The organism is Novipirellula galeiformis (genome assembly GCF_007860095.1).
GTDB classification, from domain to species: Bacteria; Planctomycetota; Planctomycetia; order Pirellulales; family Pirellulaceae; genus Novipirellula; species Novipirellula galeiformis.
Window position 1 is genome coordinate 497,936 of sequence record NZ_SJPT01000003.1, and the last position, 19,813, is coordinate 517,748.

The following is a 19,813-nucleotide window of genomic DNA, read 5'->3' on the forward strand; positions in this document are numbered from 1 at the left end:
CGATGAAACGCCATGGATTGAAATCGATGAGTCGCGAATTCGACTTTTACCCACTCGAAGAACGCATCCTGCTTAGCGGCGAAGGCATGGATGGTCTCGATGGCTCGATGGACATTGATCTCGATCTCGAAGCGGCGATATTGAGTCAGCTGGCCGAGGCGAATGGGGAAGCGATTGGTGATGTCGCGACGCCAACCGCACAGCCGCTGCCCACCGAGCATGATGTGATCGACATTGCCACCGTCGATGTGGCCGAAGCCGAGGTTCTCGATCCAGCACTACCGATCGAAGTCGTGTTTGTCGATGCGGGCGTGGAAGATGCTGACACCTTACTCGCGAATCTCCGCGATGGATCAGGAGACCAAACCCAGTGGTTGATCGTCCGTTTGCAGGCCGACCAAGACGGAATTCTGCAAATCACCGAGACGCTTCGCAATTTGACCAGCGTCGATGCGATTCATTTGCTCAGCCACGGTGACGGCGAGGGCATCCAGCTTGGTAATACGCGATTGGATCTCAATGCGGCACCGAACTACGCGGGCGAGATCGCGTCGTGGGGCCATGCACTTGATAACGACGCCGACTTGTTGATCTACGGTTGTGATTTGGCGTCGACCGAATCGGGTCGCGATCTGATCGAAATGATCGCGTTGGTGACGAACGCAGACGTTGCAGCCAGTGATGACGCAACGGGGCACGCGTCGCTTGGTGGTGACTGGGATTTAGAATACACGCTGGGTTCCGTTGAATCCTCGATCGCCTTTTCGATGGATGTCCAGCATGACTGGCTCGGTGTGCTGGACGCCGTCGACGCACCGACTTCGCCCGATGACGATGAGGCTCCCAGTGTCCAGCTCGCGGAGTTACCGCTGGCCTTTGAAGAAAACACAGGCCAGACCGACGCCGTGGTGGACTTTATCGCACGTGGCGGCGGCTACACTGTGTTTCTGACCGATGGCGATGCGGTGATCAATATCAACAACGGCGACGGCCAGCATGTGGTACGACTGGATCTGGTCGGTGCCCATACCGACATTGTCGCCAATGGCGAGGACGCCTTGATCAGCCGCAGCAATTATCTGGTTGGCGACCAAGCGGACTGGAGAACGGATGTTACGAACTTCACCAGCGTGCGTTACGAAAGCGTCTACGACGGCGTCGATCTCCGTTATTACGGCAACCAACGTCAGCTAGAGTACGACTTTATTGTCGACGCTGGCACTGACACCAGCGTGATTCGTTTGAACTTCGATGGCGTGACAGGGATCGCGGTAACGGAGACTGGCGAGTTGCAGTTGACTCTAAATGACGCTGGCGACGTGGTCATCTTCAAAGCTCCGGTCAGCCACCAATTGGCCGACGATGGTTCTCGGATTGCCGTCGAGAGCAGCTATGTGATTCACGAGGATGGAACCGTCGGTTTCGTCGTGGGTGATTATGACGCCAGCCGCGAACTTGTGATCGACCCCATCCTCGACTACACAACCTTCATCGGCGGCACCGGTTATGACACCGCAAACGCCATCGCCGTGGACGCCAGCGGCAATGTCTATATCACCGGCAACACCGCCTCGACAGACTTCCCGACGACGGTCGGTACGATGGACACGACGTATAACGGTGGTTCCTATGATGTCTTCGTCACCAAGCTCAGCGCCGATGGCAGTTCGCTGGTGTATTCCACGTTCATTGGTGGTAATGGTTACGACTCAGCCTACGACATCGCGGTCGACGGGTCCGGAAACGCGTACGTGACCGGCCTGACGTACTCCACCGATCTGCCTACCGTGAACGCCTATCAGAGTTCGCTCAGTGGAACGATAGACGCGTATCTGCTGAAGCTCAATGCCAGCGGCGACGCTCTACTCTATTCCTCTTACTTCGGCGGTAGCGGCACCGATTCGTCAAGTAACATCGCTCTCGACTCGTCCGGTGTGGTCTACATTGCGGGTTACACGCAGTCTAGCAACTTGCCGTTGAAGAACGCTCTGGACAGTTCCCTAGGCGGCAGCCAGGACGCCTTTGTGGCTAAGTTTGATCTATCCCAGACGGGCAGCAACTCGCTGCTCTACTCGACTTACTTCGGTGGCAGTGGCAGTGATTCCGCCGAGGGTCTGGACGTCGATTCGGCCGGCAACGTCTACATTTCCGGGAACACGCAGTCCACCGACCTGACGACCGTCAATGCCTACGATTCATCATACAACGGCGGCTACGACATTTTCCTAACGAAGTTCAACAGCACCGGCAACACCGTGCTGTACTCGTCGTACCTGGGCGGCACCGGTACCGACTACAACTATGGCCTCGTCGTGGACGATTCCGGAAACGCCTATCTCGCGGGCAGCGCGGATACCGGATTCTCCACCACCGCGGGAGCCTATGACACGTCGCATAATGGCGGAACCCGCGATACCGTCGTGGCCAAGTTCGACACCACACTCTCGGGCACATCCTCGCTAAAATACTCGACCTATCTGGGTGGAGGCGGCTGGGACATGGCCTACGGATTGGACATCGACTCGGCCGGGAATGCGTATATCACGGGGGCCACCGCCTCGGTGAATCACCCGACCACCGCCGACGGAAACGACCGTATCCTCGGTGGCTCCTTCGATGGCTACCTGACTGTTTTGAATGCCACCGGTACGAGTCTCGTGTACTCGACCTATCTCGGGGGCAGCGTCAACAACCGCAGTCAGGCAATTGCCTTGGGCAGCGACGGCGCAGCCTATGTAACGGGTTTCTCGCAATCAAATGAGACGTGGGGCAGTACGGTGCCCACGAACCTGGGGCCACGAGGAGGAACGGACGCCTTCGTCGCGAAAATCAGTTTTAACCAAGCGCCGGTCTTGGACAACACCAAGAGCCCGATCCTGACGGGGCAGAACGAAGATTCGGGTCCGCCAGCGGGTGCGGTCGGGACGCTGATCTCGTCGCTCGTCGATTTTGCATCCCCCTCGGGCCAAGTCGACAACGTGACCGATTCCGATCCCGGCGCCGCACTGGGGATTGCAATCACGGCGGCCAATACGACTAACGGCACTTGGTTCTACAGCACCAATAGTGGCGGCACTTGGAACGCGCTCGGCGCGGTTAGCGATGCGAGCGCGAGATTGCTGGCCGCCGATGCCAATACGCGGCTCTACTTCCAGCCCAATGCCAACTACAACGGCACCGTTTCCAATGCCATTACCTTCCGTGCTTGGGATCAAACGACGGGTAGCAATGGCATTTTGGCTAGTACATCGAGCAACGGAGGCTCAACCGCGTTCTCGACCGCAACCGACACCGCGAACTTGGTGATTACCGCGGTCAACGATGCGCCCCAAATCGCTTCCTGGTACAACGATGATTGGTCGTACCGAAAAGAAATCACGATCGGCGCGAGTCAAGTCTTTGGGGACCTTGTTGGTTTTCCTATCCTGGTTGATCTGAATACCGATCTTGACCTTGCGAATTTTGCCCAGATTGATGGTGACGACATTCTGTTCACCTCTGGCGACGGCACGACCAAACTGGCTCACGAAATCGAAGTCTTTACGTCTGCCACCGGTGAGCTGACAGCCTGGGTGAAGACCGATCTGTCTGATTTTCAAGACACGCGTTTGTACATGTACTACGGCAATGACGCCGTCGCGAATCAGCAGGATGCCACGAACGTTTGGGATGCAGGATACCAAGGCGTGTGGCACTTGAATAACTCGCCGACCGGCGCGGCAGGCGAAATTGTTGACAGCACCTCGAACAACAATGACGGCGTCACTGAAGGTTCAATGAATGCCGCTGATCTCGTTGAGACCAAAATTGGTACAGGGCTGGATTTTGATGAAGTAAACGATCTGATTCGTATCGGCGACAGCGTTAGTCTCGATAGCACTGCCAGTGCGGCCACCTTTGAATTGTGGGTCAATTGGGACAACGCCGCCGACGGAGATCATCAATTCGTGATGTCGTCGAGCAATCGGTTCACCTCAGGTTCGATTGACGGTTACGAATGGGGGTCACAAGGCAGTGGGACTCACTTCTATTATCCCGATGCCGGTAACTCTTCCAACTTCGTTATCGGATCAAATCCTTACACCAATGGAGTCTGGCACCACGTCGCCGTAACGCAAGATTTTGCAACCAAAGATGTGGAAATCTATGTCGATGGCATCGCGATGTCGTTTTCGTCAGATGACGTGGCAGCCCAGTGGACCTCGCTTGCGGATCCAGCCGATTGGTTGTGGGGCGGCAATCCTGATCGAGCCACCCGTTACTTCGACGGAATGATGGACGAAATTCGCGTCTCGAATGTCGTCCGATCACAACAGTGGATTCAAACATCGATCGCAAGCCAAGACGATCCGAGTGCGTTCTATACGCTAGGCAGCGCCGAATCGCGTGAGATGACGCTGAGCGACATCAGCGAAGATGACACCAACTCACTCGGAGATACCGTTGCATCCATCATTGCCAGCGTCGGAGGCAATCCCATTTCAGATGGCGACTCGGGCGCGGTCGAAGGAATCGCTGTCATTAGCGTTGATGACTCTAACGGCACATGGCAATACGATTCGGGAAGCGGTTGGACCGATTTCGGCACCGTCAGCAACACTGCCGCGGTATTGCTAGATGGAACCGCAAAGATTCGCTTTGTCCCAGATGCTGACTACAACGGCACCGCCGGAGAGATCACATTCCGCGCCTGGGATGCGACGGACGGACGACCAAGCGGCAGCACCGAAGTTGATGTCTCGACTAATGGCGGAGCCGAAGCGTACAGCCATACCACCGACTCAGCCAGTTTGAACGTATCGCCGGTCAATGATGCGCCCGTGGCCGTCGATGATTCTTATTCGGTTGACGAAAACGGAACATTGGTGGTTGGTCCGGCCACCGGCAACCTGGCCAACCACTGGGAACTGAACGAAGGCGGCAGCAATCAAACGACCGTCGACTCCGGTGCACTCGGCAACGACGCCACCTTGGGTGCCAACACCAGCGCCAATACCGACGACCCGGCTTGGACCAGCGGGCATATCGGGTCAGGAGCACTCTCGTTTGACGGATCGAGTGACTATGTCGCGACGTCCAGCACGGTGCTCAAGACCGCGACCAGCTTTACACTCTCGACATGGTTCCAAACGGACACGACGTCGGGGCAACAGCATATTCTGTGGCAGGGCAACAGTGGCGGCAACGGATACGGTTCCGCTCCTGGTACCGCAGCCGAAGCCGAAATGGGGCTGACGATCGGCAGCTGGGATCAAGCCAACAAGATTGTTTTCTTTATGGGCTACGAGTTGCCCATAAACGGCGGCGATTCGATCATGATCGTCTCGAACTCGGACTTTACCGACACAACCCAGTTTCATAATGTCGCTGTGGTGGTGACCGATTTGGGCGGTGGAACCTACAGTGCGTCGCTGTACGTCGACGGAGTGCTCGAAGGGACCGATACCGGTACCGAAAACGACCGCTCCTATTGGGGCGCATTGCAAATCGGCAAACCGGGAGCTAACACGCGGTATTTCAATGGACAAATCGATGACGTCCGCATTTACGACACCGCGCTTTCCGAGGCCGAAGTACAAAACATCGCGCACTCCGGCGTGTTGCAGAACGATACGGACGTTGATGGTAATCCGCTGAGTGTCAACACCGGCGTGGTAACGGGGCCGAGTAACGGAACGCTAGAGATCAACGCGGATGGATCGTTCAGCTATACGCCCGATACCGATTTCAGCGGCGTCGATACGTTTACCTACAAGAGCAACGATGGTACCCAGGATTCCAATGTCGCCACCGTAACGATCACCGTCAACTCGCTCAATGACGCGCCGGTGACCACCGCGTCCGGAGGCACGACCGCTTATACCGAGAACGCAAACTCGACTGTGATTGATTCGGCGCTGACCATCACGGACGCGGATCTTGGTGATTTTAACGGTGGCTCGTTAAGCGTCACGATTTCTGCCAATGCCAGCGGAAATGATCGGCTGACGATCGTCCCCGGCGGCAACATCACGATGCTGGGAAACAAAGTCTACCACAGTGCCGTGTGGGTCGGCACCGCGAGTGGTGGCCTTGGAACCTCGCCGTTGGTGATTTCGTTTAACGCCAGCAGCACGCCGGGAATCGCACAAGAAGTCGGGCGACAAGTCGGCTATTTCAACGTATCGGATAATCCGGCAACGACCGCTCGAACCGTCGATTTTGTCGTAGCCGATGGTGACGGTGGCACTAGCAACACGTCACAAAAGCTCGTCTCGGTGGCTGAGGTCGCTGATGCACCGATCGCGGTAGATGACCATCACGGTCTGTCCTTTGATGGCGTGGATGATTATGTCAACTTGGGAAGTGATACGGATCTTGAATTCACCAACACGATGACAATGGAAGTGTGGGCCCGCCCGACGGCCTATCCTGCCGCATCGAGCATGCTGCTGAACAAAGAAGGTGAATATGAAATCGGGATCTCATCAACGGGCTCTTTAATGTGGGGCTTCGCCAACACCATTCCCGGCTGGACCTGGCATGACACCGGCTATGTGTTGCAATTGAATGAATGGGCGCACATCTCGGTCACTTATGACAATGGCACGATCAACACGTATGTCAACGGCCATGTTGTCGAGACATACAATGGCTCGGGTCCCATCGGTGATGCACATCCGACCAAGGATGACCTACGCGTAGGCAGTCGCGAGAACGGTCCTGCCGGACAATACTTCTCCGGTGAAATTGACGACGTTCGCGTATGGAGCACCGTTCGTACACAAACGCAAATCCAAAACAACCTTGACACCACCCTAACGGGTACCGAGATAGGACTGGCGGGCTACTGGAATTTCAACGAAGGTGCGGGTGTCGACGCCTACGACTTGACCGGCAACTCCACCAAAGGCACGCTGATCGGCGGCCCCAGCTGGACCGGATTTTCCACCGATCAGAATTCGACACTGAGTAGGGGTGCAAGCACCGGCGTCGTCAGCAACGACATCGATGGCGAAGGCGATACGTTAACCGTCAGCCAGGTGCAGGGCTCTGTAGCAGGCGTCGGAAATAAAATTGTGCTCGGATCAGGAGCCTTCGTCACGGTCAATGCCGATGGCAGCTTTGACTACGATCCCAACGGTGCATTCGATAGTTTGGCTGCGGGAGAGACCGGGACCGATTCGTTTACTTACACCGTTAGCGACGGCAACGGAGGCACCGATACCGCAACCGTGACGATCACGGTCAACGGCATCGACGACGCACCGACCATCGTGGCGGTCTCGGACGTGGACGATCCTGGGAATCAAGTTATCGATTTCGAAGGGGGTGACGACACGATCACGCTGTCGGGATTGCCGGTCAATACCGCGGCGGGAACCGATGTCACGGTCGAGTTCTGGATGAACTGGGATGGCACCGATAACGTGATGCCGTTTGGATTCGAATCCTATGATCTGTGGTTGTCAGGCGGAAATTTTGGATATAACACCGGAGCCGGCGACCTTTATGGTATCAGCAGTGCGGGTCTGGCAAGCGGATGGCATCATGTCACCGCCGTGTTTCGCAATGGTGACGCAACCGGCAGCCGTCTGATCATCGATGGCGTTGAACAGACGATGACTCAGCGGTCGGGTACCCCCAGCGACGGCAACGCGTTTGCCTCCTCCAACGCCCAGATCTCAGGATGGGCGAATAACACATCCTACAAGTTTGATGGTCAAATCGATCAAGTCCGCATTTGGAATGGCGGTCGTAGCGAAACGCAAGTGCGGGCCGATATGTTCGAAGAGCTTTCAGGGCCTCAAACTGGATTAGTCGCCTCGTACTCGTTCACGGGTGCCACCACCGGTGCGAGCGGTGTGATCGACGACAGCGGCAATGGGCATCACGGCACGATGTCGGGGATGACGGCGGGCAACGTGATATCCGCCAGTGGTTTTGCGGGGCTCGGAGATCAAACGGTCAACGAAGATGACTTAGTCACGCTGCAAGTCTCGGCGTTTGATCCCGAAAACAGTGCGTTGACATACACGTGGACTCAAACCTCCGGTCCCGCCGTCACGCTGAGCGACGCGAATGTCGATAAGCCAACCTTCACGGCGATCGAGCAAGTGGGTGACTACCAAGTCGTTTTCACCGTGGATGCTTCCGACGGAACGAACACCACAACCGAGACAGTCACGATCACCGTCAACGCAGTTAACGACGATCCGACGAACCCGGGCGGATTGCCAACGGATGTCGCGGTGAGCGAAGACGTCAGCAGCAATGTCGATCTGTCGCAGATGAACCTCAGCGATGTCGATCACAATGGCGGTAATCTGACGGTCACGTTAGCCACGTCAACCGGCGGGAACTTGACCGCGACAACCGGCGGCGGAGTCACGATACTCGGCAGTGGCAGCGGTACGCTGACATTGACGGGGACCCTGGCAAACCTGAATGCCTACATTGATACCGCCAGCAACATTCAATACCTGCACGCAACCGCGAACCTGAACGGTGACAACGCGGATACGATCACGGTCAAGGTCAACGACAACGGCAACACCGGATCGGGCGGTGGCACCGATATCAACCTGGGCACGGTGAACGTCGACATCACCGCCGTCAACGATGCGCCATCCAACACTGTACCTGGAACACGGACGGTCGCTGAAGAAACAGCGACCGCGATCAGCGGTATTTCGATCAACGATGTCGATGCAGCGAGCGGCAACCTGACTACCCGTCTACAAGTCACCGCCGGAGTGCTCAATATCACGCTGTCGGGCGGCGCCACGATCAGCACCGGGACCAATGGCAGCGGCGATGTGACCATTCAAGGCACCGTGGCGGACATCAATGCCACATTGGCATCGTTGACTTATACCGGTAACACCGATGTGGTGGGAACCGCCGCCGATACGTTAACCATCACGACCAATGACGGAGGCAACACTGGTTCCGGTGGCGTCCAACAAGACATCGACACCGTTCAAATCGATATCACCCCCGTCAATGACACCCCCGTGGTCAATGGACCAGCGAGTGCGTTGTCAGCGACCGAGCAAGTGGGTTTGTCGATTGAAGGCACTGGGTTTACTGTCACCGATGTCGACGCGGCCAGCGGCACGATGACGGCCACGATCAATGTCGGCCAAGGGGTGATCACGGTTGCAGCCGGCGACTCAGGCGTTTCGATCAGCGGTGGCAATGGCAGCGGAACCGTCACGATCACCGGCACGCTCAGCCAAATCGATAACTTGCTGACCGGGGCAGGCACCGGCACGATCACCTATTTAAACAACAGTGACACGCCGAGTGCATCGACCACGATTACGGTAACGGTCAACGATGGCGGTAACACCGGTGCCGATCCAGGATTGACCGCGGACGGCACGAGCGAAGAGGATTCGGCAAGCCAGACGATCAACATCACCGCCGTCAATGACGATCCAACAAACCCAGGCGGATTGCCGAGTGATATCGCGGTGACCGAAGACGTCAGCAGTGATGTCGATCTGTCGCAAATCAATTTAAGCGACGTCGATCATGGCGGCGGCGATTTGACGGTCACGTTGACCACCGCGACCGGCGGCAACTTGTCGGCGGCAAGTGGTGGCGGTGTCACGATCGGTGGCAGCGGTAGCGGAACTCTGACGCTGACCGGGACGCTCGCGAACCTGAATACCTACCTCGACACCGCCAGCAACATTCAATACCTGCACGCAACCGCGAACCTGAACGGTGACAACGTCGACACGATCAACGTCAAGGTCAACGACAACGGCAATTCAGGCAGCGGCGGTGGCACCGATATCAACCTGGGCACGGTGAACGTTGATATCACCGCCGTCAACGATGCGCCGACAAACACGGTACCTGGAACACAGACGGTCGCCGAAGAAACGGCAACCACGATCAGCGGTGTTTCGATCAGCGATGTCGATGCAGCGAGCGGCAATCTGACCACGCGTTTGCAAGTCACCGCCGGGGTGCTGAACATCACGCTGTCGGGCGGCGCCACGATCAGTGCCGGGACCAACGGCAGCGGCGATGTGACCATTCAAGGCACCGTGGCGGACATCAATGCCACATTGGCGTCGTTGACTTATACCGGCAACACCGATGTGGTGGGAACCGCCGCCGATACGTTAACCATCACCACCAATGACGGAGGCAACACCGGTACCGGAGGCGTCCAACAAGACGTCGACACCGTTCAAATCGATATCACCGCGGTTAATGACACCCCCGTCGTCAACGGTCCTGGCAGTGCTCTAACGGCGACCGAACAAGTCGGATTGGAGATCCATGGCACTGGGTTCACCGTCGCCGATGTCGATGCGGCCAGCGGCACGATGACGGCAACATTCCACGTCGGCGAAGGCGCGATCACGGTAGCCGCCGGCGACTCGGGAGTTGCGATCAGCGGTGGCAATGGCACCGGGACGGTTACGATCACCGGCACACTCAGCCAGCTTGATAATTTGCTGACCGGGGCAGGTACCGGCACGATCACGTATTTAAACAGCAGTGACACCCCAAGTGCATCGACCACGATCATGGTCACCGTCAACGATGGCGGAAACACCGGTACCGATCCGGGACTGACCGCGGACGGTACGAGCGAAGAGAATTCGGCGAGCCAGACGATCAACATCACGGCCACTAACGACGATCCGACGAATCCAGGCGGATTGCCGAGCGATATCGCGGTGACCGAAGACGTCAGCGGCAACGTGGATCTGTCGCAAATCAATTTAAGCGATGTCGATCATGGCGGCGGCAATTTGACAGTCACTCTGACAACGTCAACCGGCGGCAACTTGTCGGCGGCAAGTGAGGGTGGAGTCACGATCGGTGGCAGCGGGAGCGGAACTCTGACGCTGACCGGAACGCTCGCGAACCTGAACACCTACCTCGACACCGCCAGCAACATTCAATACCTGCACGCAACGGCGAACTTCAGCGGTGACAACGCAGACTCGATCGTGGTCAAGGTCAACGACAACGGCAACACTGGATCGGGCGGTGGTACCGATATCAATCTCGGCACGGTAAACGTGGATATCACCGCGGTCAACGATGCGCCCGTGCTTGATAACTCAGGCACCGTGTTCCTGTCCACAATCACGAAGTACCAGACCGATAATGACGGCCAGTCGGTCGCTTCGATCATCGCCAGTGCGGGCGGCGATCGACTAACCGATCCCGATGCAGGCGATAGTGAAGGGATCGCAGTCACCTCACTGTCGAGCGGCAATGGAACGTGGCAATATTCAACTGATGCAGGGAGCTCGTGGAATGCGATCGGTACGGTGACGAATTCATCCGCCTTACTGCTTCGTGATACCGATCTGGTTCGATTCGTCCCCAATCCGGCTAACGAAACCACCGCTAGCTTTACGTTCCGTGCCTGGGACCAAACCAGTGGCGTGGAAGGAACCAAAGTCAATGTTTCGGTCAACGGCGACGCGACCGCGTTCAGTACCGCAAGCGAAACCGCGAGTATCACGGTGGTGAACACCAATGCGGCGCCGGTGCTGGATAACAGCCAGGATCCGGCACTGGATGCAACCAACGAAGACGCGGGGGTCCCCTCGGGAACCGTGGGAACGTTGGTGTCATCGCTGGTCGATTTCTCGAGTCCAGCGGGCCAAATGGACAACGTCAGCGATTCGGATGCCGGTGCTGCGTTGGGGATCGCGATCACTGCGGTTGATACCACAAATGGCACTTGGTTCTACTCGATCGATAACGGCAGCACTTGGAATGCGATGGGTGGTGTTAGCGATGCGAACGCCCGTTTGCTGGCGGCCGACGCTGGCACGCGAGTCTATTTCCAGCCCAATGCGGACTATTTTGGAACCCTTAACAACGCCATTACCTTCCGAGCTTGGGATCAAACCAGTGGCAGTAACGGCGGGTTTGCAGACACGAGCTTCACGTCCGGCACCTATCGGGACACCTTTAGCGTCGCGTCGTATAGCAATAACAACGGTTCGCTTTCGTGGTCGACCGATTGGATCGAAAACGACAGCGGTGGCGGTGGTGCGTCAGGAGGTAAGTACTATATTACCGGCGGCTTGCTGAACGTCGGTGAATCAAGTGCAAGTAAATACATTTTTCGCGAAGCCAACTTAAGTTCAGCGACCACTGCGACGCTTTCCTTTGATCTGGTCACCAACAATTTGGGAGGAAGCGGAGCGATTCATGCTCAAGTCTCGTCCAATGGCGGCAGCACTTGGACGACACTGTTAGCGATCACATCGGGAACGGCAACGGGGACAAAAAGTTTCGACATTTCCTCCTACACCGCGTCAAACACTCAAATCCGTTTCTTTGACAACAATGGCGGCGGAAAAGAGATCCTGGTCGACAACGTCCAAATTGCGGTAACGACGTCGCTGTCCGGCGGAAACACCGCATTTTCGTCGGATACCGACACCGCTAGTTTGGTGGTTAATCCCGTTGCCGATACCCCTTCGGTAACCGGCGCGACCACGAATGAAGACACCCAGTCCAGCGGTGGGTTGGTGATTACGCGAAATGCCTCCGATGGTGCGGAGGTGACCTACTACAAGATCACCGGTATCACCAGCGGCACGTTGTACAAGAACGACGGCGTGACACAGATCACCAACGGTTCGTTCATTACTGTGGCCGAAGGTACCGCCGGGCTGAAGTTCACTCCTGACGCCAATTTCAACGGCACCGGCAACTTTGCGATCCAGGCTTCGACTTCCAACAATGACGCAGGACTGGGCGGCAGCACGACGGTTGCCAATGTGACCGTCGACCCCGTCAATGATGCCCCCGTGAACACGATCCCGGGTGCCCAAAGTGTCAACGAAGACGCCACGTTGGTATTCTCGTCAGGCAACGGGAATCAAATTTCGATTGGCGATGTCGACGCAAGTTCCAATAACGTTCGCGTTGAATTAAGCGTCGACGCAGGCGGAGTGTTGACCTTGTCGCAAACCACCGGTCTGACATTTTCGACCGGCGACGGCAGCGGCGACGCGAACATGATCTTCACGGGGACGGTTGCCAATATCAATGCCGCGTTAAACGGCTTGAGTTTTGTCACGACGACCAATTACAACGGCCCCGTGAATTTAACGGTAACCACCAATGACCTCGGCAATACCGGAAGCGACCCAGGCGTCACCGGGGATGGAACAAGCGAGCAGGATTCGGATGTCGTCGCGATTACGGTCAATGCGGTCAATGACACCCCCGTGGTCAATGGACCAGGCGGTGCTCTGGCGGCGACCGAGCAAGTGGGACTAGCGATTCATGGCACTGGATTTACCGTCACCGATGTCGACGCGGCCAGCGGCACGATGACCGCGACGATCAATGTCGGCGAAGGAGCAATCACGGTTGCGGCCGGCGACTCAGGCGTTTCGATCAGCGGTGGCAATGGCACCGGAACGGTCACGATCACCGGTACGCTCAGCCAAATCGATAACCTGCTGACCGGCGCAGGCACTGGCACGATTACGTATCTCAACAACAGCGACACTCCGAGTGCGTCGACCACGGTCACAGTCACGGTGAACGATGGCGGCAATACCGGTGCCGATCCAGGCCTGACGGCAAACGGAACGAGCGAAGAGGATTCGGCAAGTCAGACGATCAACATCACTGCGACCAACGACGATCCGACGAACCCCGGCGGTTTGCCAAGTGACATCACGGTGACGGAAGACGTCAGCGGCAACGTGGATCTGTCGCAAATCAACTTGAACGACATCGACCATGGCGGCGGCGACCTGACCGTCACGTTGACCACCGCGACCGGCGGAAATTTGACCGCCAGCAGTGGCGGCGGGGTCACCATCGTCGGCAGCGGCAGCGACACGCTGACATTGACCGGGACGCTGGCCGATTTGAACGCCTATCTCGATACCGCCAGCAACATCAAGTATCTACACTCGACCGCGAATCTGAACGGCGGCAACGTCGATACGATCAATGTCAAGGTCAACGACAACGGCAATACCGGAACCGGCGGTGGTAGTGACATCAACCTGGGCACGGTCAACGTCGATATCACGGCGGTCAACGATGCGCCAGAGCTCGATGACTCGGAAACATTCACGCTCTCGGATATTACCGAAGACGAAACAAACAACTCAGGCGATACGGTCGCTTCGATTATCGCCAGCCTGTCGGGAAATCGGATCACCGACGTCGACGCCAGCCCGAGCGAAGGGATCGCAGTTCAATCGATCAGCGGCGGAAACGGAACTTGGCAATATTCGCTCGACGGTTCCTCTTGGACCGATGTCGGTACCGTTAACACGACCACGTCGTTGCTGCTGCGATCTAGCGATTACTTGCGATATGTCCCTGACGCGATGAACGCTGATACATCGTCAATATCGTTTGTCGCTTGGGATCAAACCAATGGGACTGAGGGGACAAAAGTCAGCACCGCGGCGAGGGGCGGAATCACCGAGTTCAGCGCCAATGTCGGAGTGGCGGAGGTAACGGTCACACCGGTCAACGATGCACCGACGATTACCGACTCGGCCACCGTGAGTTTACCAGGCACGAACGAAGACACCCCTTCCACACCGACAAGCGTCAACTCGATCCTGGCGTCCGCCGGCTGGGCCGACGTCGACACCGGCGCGGTCAAGGGGATCGCCGTCACCGCGGTTAGCAGCAATGGTAATTGGCAGTATTCAACCGACGGATCGAACTGGACGTCGTTTAGCGGGATCACTGGAACAAATGCACTCCTGCTGAGTGCATCGACGCAAATTCGTTATCAACCCGACACGCTCAATGGCGAAACGGCAACCTTCGATTTTGTGGCTTGGGATACAACCACCGGATCGCCGTCGGCGTTTGGCGCACCCGAGTATGCGGATCCTGGCAGCGGTGGCGGCACGACCGCCTTTTCGAGTGAATCGGCCACCGCATCGACGGTGGTCACCGATGTCAATGATGCCGTCGTTGCGGTCGCGGACACCGATACGGCGACCGAAGCAGGCGGAGTGGCCAACACGACCGCGGGATCCAATCCAACGGGCAATGTGCTGACCAATGACACCGATGTCGACGCGAGTGACACCAAGAACGTTGACGGTGTCGTGGCAGGCGTCGCCGTTTCCGCCAGCGGCAATATCGCATCCCCCGTCGCGGGAACCTACGGCACGATCAATATCGACGCCAATGGGAATTACACCTACACCGTCAATAACAACCACCCCGCCGTCGAAGCGCTTCGCAACAGCAGCGAAACGCTCGACGATGTATTCACCTACACCGCGATCGACGGGTCGGGAGTGAAATCAACCACCCAAATCACGATCACGATTCAGGGTAGCAACGACACGCCGGTCATCTCGGTCGAATCTGGTGACACCGCAGCCGAATCAATCACGGAAACCAACACCACACTCACCAGCACTGGCACACTGACCGTCACCGACCTGGATTTAACGGACGTGGTGACTTCCACCGTCAGCAGCGTCACTGCGGGCGGGACCACGACCGGATCAACATCCAACAACACTGCCCTGCTGGCGATGTTGACCTCAACCGCCAACGTATTGGATGCCACCGAACAATCCGAAACACTGACCTGGGATTTTAACTCCGCAGGCGAATCGTTCGATTACCTCGCCGCTGGTGAAACGTTGACGCTGACTTACACGATCACCGTCACCGACAGCCAAGGGGCCACCGACACGCAAGAAGTCACAATCACGATCAACGGCACCAACGATGCACCCGACGTCACGATTGGTGGCGGCAGTGCGGCCGAATCGATCACCGAAACTGACACCACGCTGACAACGACCGGCACGCTCGACGTCAGCGATCTCGACTTGTCGGACGAGGTGACTTCCACCGTCAGTGGTGTCGTCAAAGGTGGAACGACCACCGGACTGGCGTCCAATGACGCGGCATTGCTCGCGATGTTGACCTCAACCGCCAATGTGATCGACGGAACGGAACTCAACAATACTCTGACATGGGACTTCAACTCCGCTAGCGAAGCGTTTGACTATCTCGCCGTCGGTGAGTCGTTGACGCTGACCTACACGATCACCGTCACCGACAGCCAAGGTGTTACCGATACGCAAGATGTCACAATCACGATTAACGGCACCAACGATGCACCGGACATCACCGTCGTCGGTGGGGACAGCGCCGCTGAAACGCTGAGCGAAAACAACGCGACGCTCACCACGAGTGGCACGTTGACAACCACCGACCTCGATCTCTCCGACACCGTTGCTTCCACCGTCAGCGGTGTCGTCGTGACGGGTGACTCGACTGGATTGGCATCGGACAACACCGCCCTACTGGCCATGCTCAGCTCGACCGCTGCGGTCCTGGACGCCACCAAAACGTCCGACACTCTGACGTGGTCGTTCGACTCTGGCAGCGAACACTTTGATTACCTTGCCGCTGGCGAATCAATTGTTCTAACCTACACCATCACGGTCACCGACAGCCAAGGCACCACGGACACTCAAGAGGTCACCATCACGATCACGGGTGCCAATGACCTGCCTGTGATCTCGGTTGACTTGGGCGACTCCGCGGCTGAATCGCTCAGCGAAACCGATGCAGCACTGACGACCTCGGGAACGCTGACGGTCACCGACTTGAACCAGTCCGACACCGTAACGTCGACCGTCAGTGGTATCGTCAAAGCTGGAACCACCACGGGTTTGGCGTCCAATGACGCGGCGCTTCTGGCGATGTTGACTTCGACCGCCAACGTCATTGATGGAACCGAAACGTCCAACCAACTGACTTGGGACTTTAACTCCGCCGGCGAAGCGTTTGACTACCTCGCCGCTGGCGAATCGTTGACGTTGACCTACACGATCACCGTCACCGACAGCCAGGGCGCCACCGATACGCAAGAAGTCACAATCACGATCAACGGCACCAACGATGCCCCCGTGATCACGGGTGGGCCCGATGCCGTTTCGATGACGGAAACCGACGCGGGACTGACGAACAGTGGGACACTGACGATCAACGACTCAGACCTATCTGACAACGTGGTCGCCGCCGTCGACTCCGTCTCGACCGGTGGTACAGGGGCCGGCAGCATCCCCGCCGGCATGACCCTTTCGACCTTGAAAACTTTCTTAACCGTATCGCCACCACTGATCCTTGATGACACCCAGGTCAGCAACACGTTGAACTGGACTTTCGATAGCGGCAGCGAGGCTTTTGACTTCCTTGCCAGCGGTGAAACGCTAACGCTGACCTACACCGTCAGCGTGACCGACGATGACGGCGAGCCTCTAGCGGATACTGAAACCGTCACCGTCACAATCACAGGAAGCGCCGACGCACCGGTGATCACCGGCGGCCCAGCGACCTCAACGCTCACCGAGAGCAATGCGGGCCTGAGCGATAGCGGATCGTGGAACGTCACGGATCTGGATACAACCGACAATGTACTGGCCGCCGTCGATGGCATCGTCATCAGCGGGACCGGCGTGGCCAGCGTCCCGGCGACATTGACGGATGCCAACCTACAAAACTTCCTTTCCGTAACGCCGACCGCGATTCTAAACGGCAGCGAAAACAGCAAGACGTTGAACTGGATTTTCGATAGCGGAAGCGAAGCGTTTGACTTCCTCGCCTCCGGCGAAACCCTGATTTTGACTTATACCGTCAGCGTCACTGATGACGACGGCATCCCATTGAACGATACCGAAACCATCACCGTCACCATTACGGGCACCAATGACGGACCGGTTGCGGTTGTCGATGGGGCGACGGCGGTCGAGGCAGGCGGCAACGCCAACGCGACGCCGGGAACGGATCCATCGGGCAACGTTTTGAGCAATGACACCGATCTCGACTTTGGAGATACCAAGACGATCTCGGGCGTGACAGCAGGTTTGGCTTCGTCAGCCAACGGCTCGGTGAACACCGTCGTCAGCGGTTTGTATGGTGAGATCGTAATTGCAAGCGATGGCAGCTACACCTACTCCGTCGACAACAACAATGCCACAGTCGAGGCGCTGCGAACCCTCGGCAACACCATCGATGACGTCTTCACCTACACGATGGTCGACGCCGACGGTGCCGAATCAACTCAACAGATCACCATTACCATTCAAGGCCGAAACGACGCTCCGCGTGACATGACCGCAACCGGAATGACGATCGACGAAGGCCTCGCCAATGGACAAACCGTGGGCACGATTTCGACCGATGATATCGACTCCGCTGATACCACTCTGTATTCCTTGACCGATTCCGCGGGTGGACGATTCAGTATCGACGCATCCGGAAACATTCTTGTGGCCGATTCAAGTCAACTCGATTACGAAACCGCCACTCAACACAACATCACGGTGCGTGTCCAGGATGCCGCAGGGGCAACGTACGATGAAACGTTCACGATCTATTTGAACGATGTCAATGAGTTCAACGTTTCGGTAGCGGCCGACACCGATGGCAATCCGAACCAAGTCAGCGAAAACGCGGCGTTTGGAACGGTCGTTGGCATCACCGCCTTAGCGATTGACCACGACGGCACGTCCAATATCGTGAGCTACTCGTTGTCCGATGACGCCGGCGGCCGATTCGCAATCGATTCAGCCAGCGGAATCGTGACGGTTTCAGGATCGGTAGATTATGAAACCGCCATCAGTCACACGATCACAGTTCGAGCCGACTCGAGCGACGGTTCGTCGAGTTCCGCTAATTTTTCGATCGCGGTGATCGACGTCAACGAAGCTCCCGTAGCGATCGGCGACAACTACTCGATCAACGCGGGCGAAACACTAACGCTGGCGGCGCCGGGTGTCTTGGTCAACGATACGGATGTTGACGGCAACGTGATTGAAATGAATTTGGTATCGGGACCAAGTCATGGAGTGCTTAGCACGTCGGCTAACGGAAGTCTGGTTTACACACCCAGCGGTGCCTACTTTGGCAGCGATACGTTTACCTACCTCGCCAGCGACGGCAGTTTGGATAGTAACGTCGTGACCGTCGCGATCACCATGATTGCTGGCGGCGGCGGAAGTGGAGGCTCCAGTGGAAGCGGCTCGGGCGATGGGGGCTCAGGCGATGGGGGCGGCGACACCAGCGGCGGAGGAGACACATCCGGTGGCAATTCCGGAGACGGAGATAGCGGCGAGGGTGGATCAAACACCACCGGCGGAGTCACGACGGTACCGGCCTACGTGACCCCTCCGACACAAACGGACACGTCGGCGAACGATAAAGGACACGCTCCACGGACTACTTTTTCAGACTCCGGTCGTGATTCGGCAATGCAACTCGGAGACAGTGAAAACGAAGAATCGCGAAACGGTTCGGAGCGTCACGGCTTTTCGTGGGGCGGTTCCTCGAACATGCACATGAAACGGGGCATTACCCAGATGTCTCACATGCTCGATGAGCTATTGATCGTCGACTTGGTGCAAGCGATTCAGTGGACCGAGTGGAACAATCAGGGCTCCGCGGCGGCGGAAGATTCGACCTATTTCGGAGCCGGCGAAATTGGCGGACTCGGCGTCGGCGCCGGACTGGCCTCGGTCGGTTACGTGTTGTGGGCACTCCGAGGCGGTGTGTTGCTGACGACCATTTTCGGCAGCATGCCTGCGTGGCGCATGATCGATCCCACCGCCCTATTAACCGCTTACCGCGATGGAGATAGCGTTCGCAAATCCAAAGCCGATGTGACAACGTTCTTAGATTAGGTCGTTTTGAGAAATGTCGTAGGTTTAAACAGGGTAGCTGTGTTCGCCGGAACGGGGTCCACCGCGAACGCGACGGTAGCTACAACAACGGTGAAGATGCTCTCAGCAACCATGTTTCCATGGATTACGTCGTG

1 protein-coding gene is annotated in these 19,813 nt (G+C 57.2%); it reads left to right on the plus strand.

Features of this window, described 5'->3' with window-relative positions; all coding sequences use genetic code 11:
- Positions 1 to 26 precede the first annotated feature (26 nt).
- Positions 27 to 19,679: a DUF2341 domain-containing protein gene (locus tag Pla52o_RS09945; protein ID WP_197169134.1), complete on the plus strand. Its 19,653-nt coding sequence runs from the start codon at positions 27 to 29 to the stop codon at positions 19,677 to 19,679.
- The last annotated feature ends 134 nt before the right edge of the window (positions 19,680 to 19,813 follow it).

Bases quoted from the DNA above. Each gene is read 5' to 3' on its own strand.
- Pla52o_RS09945 (WP_197169134.1), top strand. From the start codon at position 27: ATGAGTCGCGAATTCGACTTTTACCCACTCGAAGAACGCATCCTGCTT.